Source organism: Roseomonas sp. SRI_022 (genome assembly GCF_057586215.1).
Window position 1 is genome coordinate 45,195 of the sequence record NZ_JBYCZL010000022.1, and the last position, 14,988, is coordinate 60,182.

Here is a 14,988-nt window from a genome sequence, read left to right on the forward strand (position 1 = left end):
CGAGAAGGCCCGCATGGCCGCCTTCGCGCCGCGTCTCGTACCCTTGGGCGCACGATGACCATCCATGTCGTCGGTGCAGGTATCGCCGGCATGGTCGCCGCCCTTACCCTCGCCCGCGCCGGCCATGCGGTGACGCTGCACGAGGCCGCGCCCGTCGCCGGCGGCCGCTGCCGGGCGCTGCCTGACGGCATGGACAACGGCACCCATGCGCTGATGGGCGCGAACCACGCGGCGCTGCGCTTCCTCGACGCGATCGGCGCGCGGGATGGCTGGGTGGAACCAGAGCCGGAGGGGCTGCCGCTGCTCGACCTCGTGGATGGCTCGGCGCGCCGCATCGCCTTGGCGCCGCGCGCTTGGCGCGACGCCGCGCGACGCCCACCGGGGCTGACCGTTGGGGGCTTCCTCGCATTGCTCGGCATGGCGGCCGGCATCACCGACCGACCCGTCGCCGTCGCGCTGGCGAAGCATCCGGCGCTGCTGCGCGGCTTCGTCGAGCCACTGACCGTCGCCGCGCTGAACACCCCGGTCGCCGAGGCCTCCTCCGCACGGCTCGGCCAGGTATTGCGCCGGCTCGGCGGGCATGGCGCGGCGCGGTTGCTGGTGGCGCGCGACGGATTGGCGCCGGGCCTGATCACGCCGGCCCTGGCGGCGTTACAGGCCGCCGGCGCCACCATCCGCTTCGGCGCCCGCCTGCGCGCGCTGACCACGGCCGAGGGCCGCGCCGTCGCGCTGCACCTCGCCGAGGAGACGTTGCCGATCGAACAAGGCGACGCCGTCATCCTCGCCCTGCCGCCCTGGAAGGCGGAGCGGCTCATCACCGGCCTGCGCGTGCCGGATCGTCACGCGCCAGTCCTGAACCTGCATTTCGACCATCCCGGCGCTGGGCCGGTGCGCTTCATCGGCGTGATCGGCGGCCTCGTGCAATGGCTGCTCGTGCGACCTTCCGGCGTCAGCGTCACCGTCAGCGCCGCCGACGCGGAAGCCGAGGAAGCGGTCGGGACCCTCGCCCAGCGCGCCTGGGCGGAGATTCGCGCCGCCGCCCACGCCTTCGCCCTGCCGGGTGCCTGGCCGGACCCTGCGCCGCCCTGCCGGGCGGTGAAGGAACACCGCGCCACGCCGCGTCACCTGGTGGGCGTGCCGCCGATCGCGCCACGCCTGCCGCTGCGCAACCTGGCGCTCGCCGGCGATTGGACCTGGCCCGGCCTGCCAGCGAGCATCGAGGCCGCGGCGCTGTCAGGCGAAGCGGCGGCGAAGGCGATCGGCAGGTATGTGAAGCGGGGGCGATGAGGTGTTTGAGGGGCGCCGCCCCCTCCAAGCCACCCCACCAAAGGGCAGTGGCCTTTGGAATGCCGGCATCCGGCGATCTGCGCGCCGGTACGGCTGTCGTGGCGCGCGACCGAAGGCGCATCCCGAAGGTTCTGGCACGTTAACCCTGGACGCGGCATTCTCTAGCAATGGTTGCAACCCATGACACATTTCCGTCTGTGGATACTCAGCGCCTGCGCCTGCGCTGCGCGGAGGAACGCGATGCGGCGGCGCTGGCCGGCCTGATGAGTGAGGCGGTGAGCCGGCGCCTCGCCTCCTGGCCGGTGCCCTACACGCCGCTCATGGCGCTCGATCGCATCGCCGGCGTGCGCATGGCGGCGGCGGAGCGACGATCGCTGCCCCTGATTGTCGAACGCCGCGCGGATGGTGCCGTGCTGGGCTGGATCAGCATCTCCCGCGCGCCGGGGGACCCGCGGACGGCGCTGATCACCTATTGGCTCGGGGAATCCTTCCAGGGCAGCGGCTACATGCGCGAAGCCGCGCCGGCGGCGATGCGCGCGGCCTTCGCGCTGATGAATATCGACCGGCTGCGCGCCGCCGTGCAGGCGGACAACGGTGCATCACTGGCGGTGGTGCGGCTGCTTGGCATGGCGCCGATGGGTGAGGGCCGGATCTGGTGTCCCGCGCGTGGACGGGACGAGCCCTGCCTATGGTTCGAGCGTGCGCGGGATCGTGCGAGGCTGGATGCCACGGTGGGCGCCGACGTGACATCGTGACACCGGAGGGCACGTGCCCGTCGTTGTACGCTCGAGCGGAGGTGACATCGTGCAGAACCTGAAGCGCGCATTCCTGGACGGGGCGATGGTGGTCGTCCCGATCGGCGCCATCGTGCTGCTGGTCGTGGCCATCATCCAGAAGCTGCAGGCGGCGGCGAATCCCCTCGCCGGGCAGTATGTGCATCCGGCAATCGCGGCCGTGGTGTTGCTGGTGCTGCTGTTCCTGCTGGTCGGGTTCGTCGTGCGCTCGGCGCAGGGGCGACGGGCCCGGGGGCTGCTGGAAGCCATCCTGTTCGAGAAGATCCCCGGCTATCGCCTGCTGAAGGCCTTCACCAAGGAAGGCCCCCTGGTCACCGATGATGCCCGGACCCTCCGGCCGGCGCTGGCGGCGATCGAGGAAGGCCTGTGCCCTGCCCTGGTGATGGATGAATTCGCCGATGGCCGGCTGGTCGTCTTCGTACCGGGGGCGCCGGCGCCGATGTCAGGCGCGATCTACATCTTCACGCCGGACAAGATAACGCTGCTCGATGTGCCCCTGCTGCCCTTCCTCAAGTCGATCTCGTCCTGGGGCCTTGGACTGAAGGGGTTGATCGAGACCGCCGCGCTGCCCGCCGAAGCGTCGCGGTAGTCGGCGCGGACCCGGCGGCCGTGCTCGGGGTGGGCATGCCCGCCGCCGGACTCGAACCGGCACACCCTTGCGAGTTGCGGATTTTAAGTCCGCTGCGTCTACCATTCCGCCAGGCGGGCGCTCTGCTTTTCGGCCGTACAGGCAGCCGCCACACCAACCCTACCTGCACGGCCGAAGGGGGGATGTATCCCCCCTAGCCCCCCTCTGTCATGGGGGGTGGTTCCGTGCCCGGCACCTCGATCCGCCGTGGCGCGAGCAGCGCCAGCCCGCCATCGGCCGCCGGCGCCAGCGTGTGCAGCCAGAAATGGCGCGCCTCGGCGTCCAGCGCACCCATCACCGGCGATGGCGCCGACAGGATGCGCAACGCTCCGCTGCGCCCCATCCAATCGAAATGCCGGTGCCCATGCAGCACCACAGTGCGCGACGCATGGCGCCGCAACCGCCGCAGCACCCAATGCCCGTTCACCAGCGCCGTGCCGATCCGGTCCGCCAATGCGATACCGGGGCGCGGATACTCGACAAGATGATGATGCAGCGCGACCAGCCAGCGCGCGTGCGGCCATTCGCGCATCGCTGCCTCCGCCGCGCGCACCTGCCCCATCCCCAGGATGCCAAGCGCATTGGTGAAGGAGAAATGCGTCTCCGCATTGGAATCGAGCAGCACCACGCCGAGCCCATCCGGCGTCGGCGGCGGGGCGATCAGCGGGAAGGCCTCGTTCCAGGTCGACCGTGCGGCAAGCCCTGCGCGCAGCCCGCCTTCGTCCATGAAGCGCGCCAGCGTTTCGCCGCGCCCCTCCAGCGCCAGCCAGGCATCCAGCGTCGGCCCGACGCGCTTGGTCCGATGATCGACGACGCGCACCCGCCGCCCCTGCAGCCGCGCCATGGCCGACAGGAAACGCAGCCGCCGCAACGGCCCACCGGGCGCGATCGGCAGTTCCAGCCGCGAGGGATTGGCACGATCGACGATGTTCACATCGTGATTGCCGGGAATGATCAGGACGCGATCCCGCAGCGAGGGGTGGCGCGCGAGCGCCTCATCGAAGGCGATGAATTCTGCATTGCGCGCGGCATCGGTGATGTCGCCGGTGATCAGCACGACATCGATCGGCTGCACCGCATCCTCGGCCTCCAGCAATGCCAGAACACTGTCGAAGCGCGCATTGCCGCGCGGCCCGTCGCGGCCGCACTCAAGGCGAAAGCCATAGTCGTCGCCGACGAGGTGGATGTCCGACAGATGCGCGACGCGCCAACGCGCCTGCCCGTCATCGGGCGGGCCAAGATCCTGCGGCGTACCAACCAGCGCCTCCGCGATGCTCCAGGCCGGCGCGCCAACCATCAGATAGACCGCGACGACCCAGATGCCGTTGCGGATCGCGTCCAGTACGATGCCAACCAGATCGCCCGCGCCAAACGCCGCGACGCGCAGCGTGGGCAGCGGTCCCGCCCACCAGGCGACGGCCGCGCCGAGGGCAGCGATCAGCGCGCCGGCCGCAAGCCCCGCATCCCGCCGCGTCGCCGCGAGCGGCCGCCCCGGTGCTGCCGATTCCAGCGCGAGCCGCGTCGCCTCCCGCAAGGCGGTGTAGAGCGGCTGCACTAGGCCAGCGTTCAGCGCCCAGAAGTTCCGCTCCACCACCCGGAACAGCAGCCCGCCCCAGCGCCAGGCGACCAGACCGGCAATCAGCGCGAAACTGAACAGCGCGGCGATCAGCCCGAAGCGCGCGACGCCGTGCCAGGCCGTCTCGGTCAGCCACAGCACGAATTTCGGCGCGGCACCCAGCAGCAGCGCCGGCACCACCAGCAGCATGGTCGCCGCCAGCGCCAACTTGGGCAGGCTGATCTCCAGCAGCATGCGGGACGCATGACCGAGCAGCGAATGGCGCGAGGTGGAGGACGCATCGTCCTCGAGATCGCCCTCGCGCGGGTCGGCGAAGCTCACGCGCCCTCGCGCAGGATCCGCCGGCAATGCTCGAGCGACGCTCCGATCAGATTGTCCGTCGCCTCCGGCGTGCGGAAGGCGGAATGCGAAGCCAACGTGACATTCGGCAGCGCGGCGATCGGATGCCCCGCCGGCAGCGGTTCCTCCACGAAGACGTCGAGCCCTGCGGCGCCGATCCGTCCGCTGCGCAGTGCGGCGATCAGCGCGGCCTCATCGACGATCGCGCCGCGCGCGGTGTTCACGAACAGCGCGCCGGGCCGCATCCGCGCGAGCCGCTCGGCGCTCAGGAAGCCGCGCGTCCCGTCGTTCAGCAGCAGGTGCAGCGAGACGACGTGGCTTTCCGCCAGCAGCGTGTCGATGTCGGTGAAGGTGACGCCGGGATGCGACTTCGCGCTGCGGTTCCAGGCCAGCACCTTCATGCCGCAACCGCTGCACAACCGTGCCATCTCGGCGCCGATACCGCCGAAGCCGATGATGCCGACGGTCTTGCCGGTCAGCTGCATGCCCTCGTCGCGCGGCCAACCGCCGCCGGCGATGGCGTGGTGCATCGGGCCGATGCCGCGCGCGGCGGCCCACATCAGCGCGAAGGCCATCTCGGCCACGGCGGTGTCGCCATAGCCCTTGATGATGTGGACCTTGACGCCGCATTCCGCCTCCAGCGCCTCGGGGTCCATGTAGGACCGCGCGCCGGTGCCGAGGAAGACGATGTGCTTCAGGTCGGGACAGCGCTTCACGACATCGACGGGGAAATGCGTGTGGTCGTCGATCGCGATCTCGATGCCCTTCAGCAGGGCGGGCAGCGCATCCGGCTTGATGTCCGGGTCCTCATGGATCGTGACGGGAAGGTCGTCGGCACGGTGCAGGCGCCGCATGACGTCGGCAAGGGAGGCATTGGCATCGACGAAGGCGGCACGCATCGGTCGTCTCCTGTTCACACATCCGCGGCGGGCCGGGCGGCGCATCCACCGCTGGCGATCCTGCCCGCGCCTCAGCCCTGCGTCGAGGCGTGCTGCTCCATCAGCGCGACGTTCAGCTCCGCGCCCAGCAGCACGACATAGACCGAGACCCAGAACCACATCAGCAGCACGACCACCGCGCCGAGCGGCCCGTACATCAGGTCATAGGTCGCGAAGTTCGAGACATAGAGCGTGAAGCCGATCGAGGCCGCGGCCCAGATCAGCGTCGCCACCACCGCACCCGGCAGCGTCCAGACGATCCCCGGATGCGCCCCGGACGGCCCCAGCCGATAGACCACGATCAGCCCGACGAAGACGAACAGCAGCAGCGTGCCCATCGAAACCCCACGCAGCGCCCAGGCCTGCGGCGCCGGCAGCCCGAGCAGCGCCGCCACCCCGGGCAGCGCGACCAGCGACGCGATGGCGAGCGTCGCCGCGACAGTGGCCGCCAGGGTGATGCCGATGGCGAGCAGGTGGTAGTGCAGGAAGCCGCGCGTCTCGGCGACCTTGTGCGCCATGTTGAGCGCCCCGAGCATCGCCCGTGTGCCGGCCGAGGCCGACCAGATCGCCACCCCGCCCGAGACGATCGCCCCCCAGCTCATGGCCGGGCGCGGGGAGCGCACCAGTTCATGCAGCCGCCCGGCGATGAGGTCGAAGGTCTCCTCCGGCACCAGTTCGCGCAGCACTTCGAGCTGCGGTTCGACCGTCGTGCTGTCGAAGGCCATACCGTAGACCAGCACCAGCAGGAAGATGCCGGGGAACAGCGCGAGGCTGGCGTAAAAGGCGCAGCCCGCGGCGGTCAGGGAAATGCGGTCCGACGCCGCTTCCCACATCACGTGGCGGCCGACCGCGATCGCGCCGCGGCGGCGCGATCCCGGCTCGCGGGCGGGTGGCGTCACATCCATGGATACCGAGGTAGGCCAGATTAGGGCGCGAGGGAATCGCCACCGTAGCGGCCTCGCGCGAAGGCTACCGCGTCCCGGTAGCCGGCGGTTCCTGCCGGGGGGTCGCGGCGCGCAGTTCCAGCGACGTGATCCGTCCGTCCTGGTCGGTATCCAGTCGCTGGAGCAGGGCGGCGAGCGTGTTGCCCGTGGGGGTACCCGGCCCCGCCATGTTGGCGGGGCGCTGCTGCAGGTTTTGCAGCGTCGCGGCGAACTCCTGTCGGCCGCCGGCAGCCTGAAGCCGAGCCGCGTCCTGCTGGCTCTGCATGCGGAACGCCCGGATCGCCTGAGGGGCGGTGAGCGAACGCTCGGGGACGATCTGCATGGCTGCATACTCCGTGATGGTCTGGCACCCGTCCTTCTGTCGGGTCACGCCGTCCTGGCGCAGACAGGGCAATGCAGCCGCCGTGCCAGGACGTCGCTACGCCAGCAGCGCGAAGGTCAGTTCATGCTTGTTGTGGAAGCCGTGGAACAGCCGCGCCCCAGGGATCGCGGCGAATTCCGCGGCCGTGGCGTGGTCTGTCTCGCCCTGGAACTTCAGCGTGCAGACGAAGTTGCGCGCCGCCCCCGCCTCCATCCAGCGCCGCACCAGGCCGAGCAGGCGGTCCGGATAGCAGATGATGTCGGAGAACAGCCAATCGACCGGCAACTCCTGCCGGGGGTCCAAGCCGAAGGCGCTCTCCTGCCGGCAGGAAACGCCGGGCATGGCGGCGATGGCCGGGTCGAGCGGCGCCTTGTCCACCGCCGTGACCCGCGCGCCGAGCCGCGCGATCGCCCAGGTCCAGCCGCCCGGAGAGGCGCCGAGGTCGAGGCAGGTCTCGCCCGGCCCCGGATGCCGGCCGATGCGCGTCAGCGCCTCCCACAGTTTCAGATAGGCGCGGGAGGGCGGGCCTTCGCGATCCTCGGCGAAGCGGATCTCGCCATTCACGAAGGGGCTGGTCTTGGTCGGGCTGGCCAGCATCCGGTCGGGCGCGAGCAGCGTCCAGGCGCCGAGATGCCCGGTTGGCGCGGGCTCAGGGAAGACCAGCGGGCGTGCCTTCACCGGCGGCAGGCGATCGGCCAGCAGCGCCGAGCGTCGATGATGCAGCAGCGGGTAATGTGCCCAATTGCGCTGGATGGCGCGCAGCGCATCGGCCCCGGCCTTGACCGAGGGCACCGGGATCTCGCGCGGATCGGTCCAGGCTTCGAGCGCCCAGGGGGCGGCGACCGGCGCGTCCGGCGACAGCGCGAGGCGGCCATGCCAGGCCTCGATGCGCGCGCCGGCGCGGCGGAGATCCTCGGTGAGGTCGGCCTCGAAGCCTTCGGCGGCGAGATAGGCGCTCCGGATCACCGCTTGAGCGCCGCCAGCGCCAGCAGCGCCCAACCGACCATCAGCGTGATCCCCCCGGCCGGCGCGACGGGGCCAAGGGGCGGACGGCCCAGCACGCCCCACCACACCGCGCCGCAGAACAGGATGGTGCCGATGGCGAAGGCCGCCCCGGCGAGGTGCGCGAGCCGCCGCCCCTGTTCGGCCATAAGCCCGGCGGCGATCAGCGCGAAGGCGTGCCAGCCCTGGATCATCAACGCGTTGTCCACCGCGCGGCGCGGCGCGGGCGCGAAGCCGGCCGGCGCGCCATGCGCGGCCCAGGCGGACAGGGCGACGGCGGCAAGCCCGGTCAGGGCGCCAAGGAACAGCCAGAGACGATGCATGGGATGGACTTACGCGCGCCGCGCGCCCACGTCACGCCCGGCTGAACAGCCGCCGCACGCGCTCGGCGGCACCTGCCAGGCGGCGGCCGAGGGAGGCTTCCATCTCCTCGATGCGGCAGACGTGGTGCGGCCAGCGGCCCTGCACCCAACCCCAGCGCCGCGCCGCCCAGATATGCTGGTCCCGCAGCACGAAGACACCAAGGGCGAGGAACAGGAAGCCCTGCAGAAAGGGCAGCACCAAGCCGAGCGCGCCGAGCGTGAGCAGCGACCAGCCCGTGGCCTTGCGTGTCCGGGAGGGGCGCAGGATGACCATCCGTCGCCAGATGGCCCCATGGCGCGGCCGGCGCAACCAGAGCGGGGCCGCCGGTATCACGTCAAAGCGTAACGCTGCCTTCGATGCAGGTCGCGGTCGCCCCGCCGACCCAGATCTTGCCGTCCTCTCGCCGCAGCGTGATCCGCCCGGCACGGCCGAGCGCGGTGCCCTGGCGCGCGACATAGACGTCCGGCGCCTGGCCGGTGCCGATCAGCCATTGCGCGACCGAGGCGTTGAGGCTGCCGGTGACTGGGTCCTCATAGCCCTCGGCGCAGACGAAGGCGCGCAACTCGAACTGCGCCTCGATCCCGTCCTTCGCCGGATCCCAGGGGCCGACCAGGCCGAGCGTCAGCCGGCCCAGCGCCACATAGTCCGGCGTCGCGGCCAGCACATCGGCGCGGGAGCGCAACATCACCGCGACCCAGCCCGGGCCGTTATCCACCCAATGCGCGTTGGCGATCGCCTCCGCCGGCAGGCCGAGGCCGGCGCGGATGCGATCCAGCAGATCGGGTGCTACGGGGCCGGAGCGGATCAGCGGCGGCGCTGCGAAGGCAAGCCCGCCCTCCCCGCGCCGGATCGGCACCAGCCCGACGGCGCATTCCTGGATGATCTCGGCGCCCTTCGGCACGCCGCCTGCGTGCAGCCAGGCATGGCAGGACCCGAGCGTCGGATGCCCGGCGAAGGGCAGTTCCCGCGCCGGGGTGAAGATACGCAGGCGATAATCGGCGGCCGGGTCGGTCGGGCGCAGGACGAAGGTGGTCTCGCTGAGATTCGTCCAGTTGGCGAAACCCGCCATCTGCTCATCGGTCAGCCTGTCGGCGCCGAGCACCACGGCGACCGGATTGCCCTTGAACGGCGCGGAGCAGAAGACATCGACCTGCTGGAAGGCGTAGCGCGGCATGCGGGTTCGTCCTCGGTCAGGGCAGGCCATTGCGGCCATGCGTGCGATAGCCGGGCCGCGCCATCAGGCGGTCGGCGTAGGCGGCGATGGCGGGCAATACCGGCCGATCGATCGGCGTCATCAGCCAGCGATTCACCGACAGGCCTATGACGATATCGGCGAGGGTGAAGGTGTTACCCGCGACGAAGGCGCCGGTGCGCGCCAGCTGCGCATCGAGCAGCGCCATCTTCGCGTTCCAGGCGGCGACACTGGCGGCGACCTGCGCCGCGCCGATGCTGCGGTCATCCCGCAGCAGGGCCATGAAGGCGGGCCGCCAGGCCGTGTTCAGTTCCGTGGCCTGCCAGTCCATCCACATCTCGACCCGCGCGCGGGCGAGCGGATCGCGCGGCAGCAGGTCATCACGCCCGGCATTGGACGCGAGGTAGCGGCAGATGGTGTTCGACTCCCACAGGAAGCCGCCCGGCACGGCGATGACCGGCACCAGCCCATTCGGGTTCATCGCCAGGAAGTCCGGCGTGGCAGTGTCAGAGAAGCCGCGGCCCCAATCCTCGCGCGAGAAGGCGATGCCGGCCTCGTCGCAGGTCCACAACACCTTGCGGACGTTGATCGAGGACGCCTTGCCGAGGATGCGCAGCGGCGCCGTCATGCGACGCCGCGCGCCTCCAACGCCGCGAGAAGCATGCAGAGCGCGATGCCCTCCGCCGCCCCGCGCACGTCGTCGAGCGACGGGAAGCTCGGCGCCAGACGCAGGATGTTGTCGTTCGGGTCCTGTCCGTGCGGCCAGGTCGCGCCCGCCGGCGTCAGCGCGATGCCAAGGCCGCGCGCTAGCTCGACGACACGCCGCGCGGAGCCTTCGATCATCTCGACGGTGATGAAGTACCCGCCCTCCGGCCGCAGCCAGCGCGCCACGCCGAGGCCACCGAGGCGCTGTTCCAGTGCGGCAATCGTCGCGTCGAACTTCGGTGCCAGCAGCCGCCGATGCCCGGCCATGTGCCGCTTCAGCCCATCGAGGTCGCGCAGGAAGCGCGTATGCCGCAGTTGGTTCAGCTTGTCCGGCCCGACGGTGCGCCGCGCGGCGTGTTCCAGGTACCAGCGCACATTCAGCGGCGAGCCACCGAAGAAGGCGAGCCCGGCCCCCGCCAGCGTGATCTTCGACGTCGAGGCGAAGACGAAGGCGCGTTCCGCATGCCCCGCCCGTTCGCACAGGCCGAGGATGTCGAGCGGCGCCGGCTGGTTGTCCGTCAGGTGGTGCACCGCATAGGCGTTGTCCCAGAACAGCCGGAAATCCGGCGCGCCCGTGCGCATCGTCGCGAGCCGCCGTGCGACCGCTTCCGAGTAGGTCGCCCCGGTCGGGTTGGAGTAGGTCGGCACACACCACATGCCCTTCACCGCGGGGTCGGCGGCGGCGGCCTCGACGGCCTCCATGTCGGGGCCGTCGTCGCGCATCGGTACCGGGATCATGCGGATGCCGAAGCCCTCGCAGAGCGCGAAATGCCTGTCGTATCCCGGCACCGGGCAGATGAAGGCGGCATCGCCCTGTGACCATGGCGCCGCGCCGCCCGCTACGCCCTTCAGCAGCGCCCAGACGATGCAGTCATGCATGATGGCGAGGCTGGAATTCTCCGCCACCACCACCTGTTCCGCCGGCACGCCGAGCATCGCCCCGAACAGCCGCCGCGCCTCCAGCAGGCCCTGCAGCCCGCCATAGTTGCGGACGTCCTGCCCATCCTCGGCGAAATGGTCGCGATTGCCCGGCAGGGCGAGCATCCCCTCCGCGAGGTCAAGCTGCGCTGCGGAAGGCTTGCCGCGCGTCATGTCGAGCTTCAGCCCCGCCTTCTGCAGCGTGGCGTAGGCCGCGCGCGCCTCGGCGGCCAGGGCTTCGGGGGCAAGGGCGACGGCAGCGGACACAGCGATGGCTCCGATCAAGACATGGGCGCGAAATTGTGCGATACATTGCCTCGGATCAATCGTGATATTGTCCTGAGAACAATATGCCCGAAACCGATTACCGCCGCCTCGCCGACACCCTGGCCGCCGAGATCGCCGCCGGGCGGCTGCGCCCCGGCACGCGGCTGGAACCGGTGCGCCGATACGCCTATGGCCGCGGCATCGCCGTTTCCACCGCCAATCGCGTCTATGCCGAACTGGCCCGCCGCGGGCTGGTGGCCGGGGAGGTCGGGCGCGGCACCTATGTCCGTGCCGGGCTGACGCCGCCGCCGCTGGCCGAGCCCGGCCGCCCCGGCGTCATCGATTTCGAGTTCAACTTCCCCACCGTCCCCGGCCAGGCCGAAGCCCTTGCCGAGGTCCTGCGCGACGCCCTCGCCCCCGACCGCGCGGCCGAGGCCATGCGCCCTGTCGGCGCGCCGGGGACTGCCGCCGCGCGACTGGCATCCGCCCGGCACCTCGCCCGCGGCGGCTGGGCGCCGGTGCCGGACCACATGCTGTTCACCGGCGGCGGGCGGCAGGCCATCGCCGCCGCACTCGCTGCCTGCGGGACCGCCGGGGATCGCATCGGCATCGAGGCCATGACCTACCCGGCAGTGAAGGCGGCCGTGACGCGCCTCGGCCTGGTGGCGGTGCCGCTCGCCATGGATGCCGAGGGCGTCACGCCCGAAGCCATCGAGGCCGCCACGCGCTCCGGGCCACTCAAGGCCGTCTATCTCCAGCCCGTCATCCACAACCCGACGGGCGCGACCATGGGTCTTGCCCGCCGCGAGGCGCTCGCCGCCCTCGCCGTGCGGGAGGACTTCGTCGTGATCGAGGACGCCGTCTTCGGCTTCCTGGATCAGGGCGACTTGCCACCGCTGATCGCCCTCGCCCCCGATCGCGTGCTGCTGGTGGATGGGATGTCGAAGCGCGCCTCGCCGGGGCTGAGCAGCGGCTTCATCGCCGCGCCCTCAGCCGCGCTGCGCCGGCAGGTCACGGCGGCGATCCGCGCGGGGGCCTGGCATGCCTCACCCATTGGCCTCGCCGCCGCGACGGCCTGGATGGAGAGTGGGCTTCTACGCCGGCTGGAGGCGCAGAAGCGCGAGGATGCGCAAGCGCGCCAGGCGGTGCTGCGCGCGGGGCTCGCGGGGCAGGCGCTGCATGGCGATCGCCGTGCCTATCACCTGTGGCTGGAACTGCCTGAGCCCTGGCGGTCCGACGCCTTCACCACGGCCGCCGCGCGGCGCGGGGTGGCGGTGACACCATCCAGCGCCTTCGCGACCCAGCCAGGGCATGCGCCGAACGGGGTGCGCATCGCGTTCTCCTCGCCATCCACGGCGGCGATGGAACAGGGTGTGCGGATCATCGCCGAACTTCTTGCGGCGGGACCCGAAAGTCTGTCCGAGTAGAACGGTCGGCATCCCCCACCGACTATCAGATCGCGGCGGCGGCGCGACGTCAGAAGATCAGGGTAATCTGCGTCCGCAACTGCCAGGTCGCGCCCTCATCCGGACGCACCACGTTGTAGTAGGCGCCAGCCAGCAGGTTGACCGGCAGTTTGCCGAGCCGCATGACGCGACCGATCTGCGCACCGACCGGCACGGTCCAGGCATTGCTGCCCCGTTCAAGCCAGTTCGCGGTGATGATGGGCGCAGTCCCGACATACCAGCCCTCGCCGAAATTGTAGTTCACGAAAGGCTGCAACAGGAAGTTGTTGTACCGCGTGCCGCCGCGGCCGGAAGTCCCGCCAAAGGACCAGACGTTGTTGACGAGCCCGCCTGCGACCCAGGGGCCCTGCATGTAGACCAGTGCGGCGGTCGGCCCACCGCCCCAGACGGAGGATCCCAGCGAACGGTCGCTCGCGGTCGGGATTTGCACGACCGGCCCCACCGCCCAGAGCCATCCATGGGTCGGGTTCGCCGGTGACAGGAAAGCCGAGAAGGTGATCGGGCCCGTGCCGAAGGGCACCGTGTCGGCCTGCGGCTGAAACGAGGGGTTCCACACCAGCGGCAGGATCGTACGGGTGATGATGTTCCAATCCTCGTTCACATGGATCGGGATCACCGGTTGGACGTTGAGGATCGGCTGGGTGCCATTGTTGGGGCCGACGCCAAAGTTCGTGTTCAGTTGGAAGGGGAAACTGTAGAGGTCGCCTACCGGGTTTTGCAGCTTCTTGGCGAGTTCGGTGTCGCTGGAGTCCTGCGCGGTCGGCGCCAGCCCGGCGCGCGGCCGAACCTCAGGTGCGGTCGGCGCCTGCTGTGCCGCGGCAATGGCTGCGGTAAGGACGACCATCGCGAATGCCAGAGGCATCCGGCGGAACACGGTCATCATGGCAGGCTCCTTTCAACATGTTCGCCATGTTGGCTAGCCACTCGCCGTCTCGGCCTTCGAATTCCGATTGCGGGAGTGATTGGCCCAGCCATGCACAAAGGTTCATCCGGTTCGTCAGAAAGGCGTCCATGGCCTGGCACTCGCTAGGCTTGGCCCGCGTTCCCGGACGTGCCGCGGACAATGCAGCGGAAGCCGATATGGCTCATGCCGCTGTCCACCATCTGCGCGTGGCGCGCGGCGGGGCGGTAGCGCCGGCAATAGGACGGCGCGCAGAGGAAGGAACCCCCCTTCACCACCCGGCGCGGGATCGGCACGGCGGAGTGCGTGTAGTCGAAGGATCCCTCCATGGCGGGGCCGCGCGGATCGGTCGGCATGCAGCATGACTTCTGCGGGTCCGCTGCGTGACGCGGGGCGAACCAATCCGTCGTCCACTGCCAGACATTGCCGGCCATGTCGTAGAGCCCGTAGCCGTTGGCCGGAAACGAGCCCACCGGGGCCGTGCCCGTAAACCCGTCCTCGGCGCTGTTCCGCCACGGGAAGGCGCCCTGCCAGGTGTTCGCCATGTGCACGCCGCCAGGGGTCAGTTCATCGCCCCAGGCGAACTCCGCACCGTCCAGGCCGCCACGCGCGGCAAACTCCCATTCCGCTTCGGTCGGCAGGGACTTGCCGGCCCAGGCGGCGTAGGCCTCGGCATCCTCGAAGGCAACCTGCACCACGGGATGATCCGGGCGACTCTGGACGCCGCTGCCACGCCCCTCCGGATGGCGCCAGCAGGCACCGGTGGTCCAGGCCCACCAGCGGCGGAAATCATCGGTCGGGACCGGTCCCGATGTCCTGCGGAAAACCACCGAGCCGGGCTTGAGCTGCTGAGGCGTCGCGTGAGGGTACATCGCGGGATCGAGCGGCCGCTCCGCCACGGTGACGTAGCCCGTGGCGGCGACGAAGCGGGCGAATTGCGCGTTGGTGACGGTCGTCGCGTCCATCCAGAAGGCGCCGACACGGACAGGATGCGCGGGCGCTTCCTCGGGGTAATGCCGGTCGCTGCCCATCTGGAACACGCCGCCAGGGATGTGGCACATCGCGGCGGGTGCCGTCTCAGCGTGAACGTCATTCAAGGTATTCGACATCATCGCGCCTTCTGGCTGCGTCGTGCCCAATCGGTTGGCTCGGCAGATGGAGCATGCAGATGCGGGGCGGGAATTTCCAGCCGCCGCCGCCCGCAGGACGAACGGAGACAACTTGAGGAGCCATGCCCCCCTGCCGCCATAGATTAAGGAATATTGCGATCAGCGCATTGCAGACACCAGAGACCAGACGCAACGATG

General features: G+C 70.5%; 16 protein-coding genes and 1 tRNA gene. 4 read left to right on the forward strand and 13 right to left on the reverse strand.

The features are described 5' to 3' along the window. Positions 1–54 precede the first annotated feature (54 nt). From AC2YHJ_RS19990 to AC2YHJ_RS20000, 3 genes are all read left to right on the forward strand, one after another. Complete coding sequence (locus AC2YHJ_RS19990) at positions 55–1,287, forward strand: hydroxysqualene dehydroxylase (protein WP_487397894.1); 1,233 nt, start codon at positions 55–57, stop codon at positions 1,285–1,287. Positions 1,288–1,484: 197 nt separating this feature from the next. Then, positions 1,485–2,042 carry a GNAT family N-acetyltransferase gene (locus AC2YHJ_RS19995; RefSeq protein ID WP_487397895.1) on the forward strand — a complete coding sequence of 186 codons (558 nt, stop codon included), beginning with the start codon at positions 1,485–1,487 and terminating at the stop codon, positions 2,040–2,042. 49 nt (positions 2,043–2,091) lie between these two features. Continuing rightward, on the forward strand, positions 2,092–2,670 hold the full coding sequence (locus AC2YHJ_RS20000) for a DUF502 domain-containing protein (RefSeq protein WP_487397897.1): 579 nt from the start codon (positions 2,092–2,094) through the stop codon (positions 2,668–2,670). 36 nt (positions 2,671–2,706) lie between these two features. Here the strand turns inward: AC2YHJ_RS20000 and AC2YHJ_RS20005 are convergent. The 11 genes from AC2YHJ_RS20005 to AC2YHJ_RS20055 all read right to left on the reverse strand — a co-directional run bounded on the left by AC2YHJ_RS20005 (position 2,707) and on the right by AC2YHJ_RS20055 (position 11,314). Next, positions 2,707–2,789: transfer RNA gene (locus AC2YHJ_RS20005), tRNA-Leu, on the reverse strand. Positions 2,790–2,863: 74 nt separating this feature from the next. Then, a complete protein-coding gene (locus AC2YHJ_RS20010; protein WP_487397898.1) occupies positions 2,864–4,606 on the reverse strand; it encodes a metallophosphoesterase family protein in 1,743 nt (580 codons plus the stop codon). Continuing rightward, on the reverse strand, positions 4,603–5,523 hold the full coding sequence (locus AC2YHJ_RS20015) for an NAD(P)-dependent oxidoreductase (RefSeq protein ID WP_487397899.1): 921 nt from the start codon (positions 5,521–5,523) through the stop codon (positions 4,603–4,605). The genes AC2YHJ_RS20010 and AC2YHJ_RS20015 overlap by 4 nt, the downstream gene beginning before the upstream one ends. Positions 5,524–5,594: 71 nt before the next feature. Further along, positions 5,595–6,461, reverse strand: coding sequence for a YihY/virulence factor BrkB family protein (locus AC2YHJ_RS20020; RefSeq protein WP_487397900.1), 867 nt, complete (start codon positions 6,459–6,461; stop codon positions 5,595–5,597). Positions 6,462–6,531: 70 nt separating this feature from the next. Beyond that, complete coding sequence (locus AC2YHJ_RS20025; protein ID WP_487397901.1) at positions 6,532–6,828, reverse strand: hypothetical protein; 297 nt, start codon at positions 6,826–6,828, stop codon at positions 6,532–6,534. Between the two features lie 96 nt (positions 6,829–6,924). Continuing rightward, the gene (locus AC2YHJ_RS20030) at positions 6,925–7,833 is read right to left on the reverse strand and encodes an SAM-dependent methyltransferase (protein WP_487397903.1); all 909 of its coding nucleotides are present in this window, start codon (positions 7,831–7,833) and stop codon (positions 6,925–6,927) included. After that, complete coding sequence (locus AC2YHJ_RS20035; RefSeq protein WP_487397904.1) at positions 7,830–8,192, reverse strand: DUF423 domain-containing protein; 363 nt, start codon at positions 8,190–8,192, stop codon at positions 7,830–7,832. The genes AC2YHJ_RS20030 and AC2YHJ_RS20035 overlap by 4 nt, the downstream gene beginning before the upstream one ends. Before the next feature lie 31 nt (positions 8,193–8,223). After that, on the reverse strand, positions 8,224–8,505 hold the full coding sequence (locus AC2YHJ_RS20040) for a hypothetical protein (RefSeq protein ID WP_487397906.1): 282 nt from the start codon (positions 8,503–8,505) through the stop codon (positions 8,224–8,226). Positions 8,506–8,566: 61 nt separating this feature from the next. Then, positions 8,567–9,406 carry a PhzF family phenazine biosynthesis protein gene (locus AC2YHJ_RS20045; protein WP_487397908.1) on the reverse strand — a complete coding sequence of 280 codons (840 nt, stop codon included), beginning with the start codon at positions 9,404–9,406 and terminating at the stop codon, positions 8,567–8,569. A 16-nt stretch (positions 9,407–9,422) separates the two neighbouring features. Then, positions 9,423–10,052 (reverse strand): glutathione S-transferase family protein, encoded by a 630-nt coding sequence (locus AC2YHJ_RS20050; RefSeq protein ID WP_487397909.1) that lies wholly within the window; start codon positions 10,050–10,052, stop codon positions 9,423–9,425. Further along, the gene (locus AC2YHJ_RS20055; RefSeq protein ID WP_487397911.1) at positions 10,049–11,314 is read right to left on the reverse strand and encodes an aspartate aminotransferase type Ic; all 1,266 of its coding nucleotides are present in this window, start codon (positions 11,312–11,314) and stop codon (positions 10,049–10,051) included. The genes AC2YHJ_RS20050 and AC2YHJ_RS20055 overlap by 4 nt, the downstream gene beginning before the upstream one ends. A gap of 83 nt (positions 11,315–11,397) precedes the next feature. On the opposite strand from AC2YHJ_RS20055, the gene AC2YHJ_RS20060 reads away from it, so the two are divergent. Further along, complete coding sequence (locus AC2YHJ_RS20060; protein ID WP_487397912.1) at positions 11,398–12,741, forward strand: aminotransferase-like domain-containing protein; 1,344 nt, start codon at positions 11,398–11,400, stop codon at positions 12,739–12,741. Between the two features lie 49 nt (positions 12,742–12,790). On the opposite strand, the gene AC2YHJ_RS20065 is transcribed toward AC2YHJ_RS20060, so the two are convergent. Continuing rightward, on the reverse strand, positions 12,791–13,663 hold the full coding sequence (locus AC2YHJ_RS20065) for a transporter family protein (RefSeq protein ID WP_487397913.1): 873 nt from the start codon (positions 13,661–13,663) through the stop codon (positions 12,791–12,793). A gap of 143 nt (positions 13,664–13,806) precedes the next feature. Next, positions 13,807–14,778 carry a formylglycine-generating enzyme family protein gene (locus AC2YHJ_RS20070; RefSeq protein WP_487397914.1) on the reverse strand — a complete coding sequence of 324 codons (972 nt, stop codon included), beginning with the start codon at positions 14,776–14,778 and terminating at the stop codon, positions 13,807–13,809. Positions 14,779–14,988 lie beyond the last annotated feature (210 nt).

Excerpts from the sequence above, each read along its gene's own strand:
- AC2YHJ_RS19990 (WP_487397894.1), top strand. The coding sequence starts at position 55 with ATGACCATCCATGTCGTCGGTGCAGGTATCGCCGGCATGGTCGCCGCC.
- AC2YHJ_RS20015 (WP_487397899.1), bottom strand. The coding sequence starts at position 5,523 with ATGCGTGCCGCCTTCGTCGATGCCAATGCCTCCCTTGCCGACGTCATG.
- AC2YHJ_RS20025 (WP_487397901.1), bottom strand. The coding sequence starts at position 6,828 with ATGCAGATCGTCCCCGAGCGTTCGCTCACCGCCCCTCAGGCGATCCGG.
- AC2YHJ_RS20035 (WP_487397904.1), bottom strand. The coding sequence starts at position 8,192 with ATGCATCGTCTCTGGCTGTTCCTTGGCGCCCTGACCGGGCTTGCCGCC.
- AC2YHJ_RS20040 (WP_487397906.1), bottom strand. The coding sequence starts at position 8,505 with ATGGTCATCCTGCGCCCCTCCCGGACACGCAAGGCCACGGGCTGGTCG.
- AC2YHJ_RS20045 (WP_487397908.1), bottom strand. The coding sequence starts at position 9,406 with ATGCCGCGCTACGCCTTCCAGCAGGTCGATGTCTTCTGCTCCGCGCCG.
- AC2YHJ_RS20050 (WP_487397909.1), bottom strand. The coding sequence starts at position 10,052 with ATGACGGCGCCGCTGCGCATCCTCGGCAAGGCGTCCTCGATCAACGTC.
- AC2YHJ_RS20060 (WP_487397912.1), top strand. The coding sequence starts at position 11,398 with ATGCCCGAAACCGATTACCGCCGCCTCGCCGACACCCTGGCCGCCGAG.
- AC2YHJ_RS20065 (WP_487397913.1), bottom strand. The coding sequence starts at position 13,663 with ATGATGACCGTGTTCCGCCGGATGCCTCTGGCATTCGCGATGGTCGTC.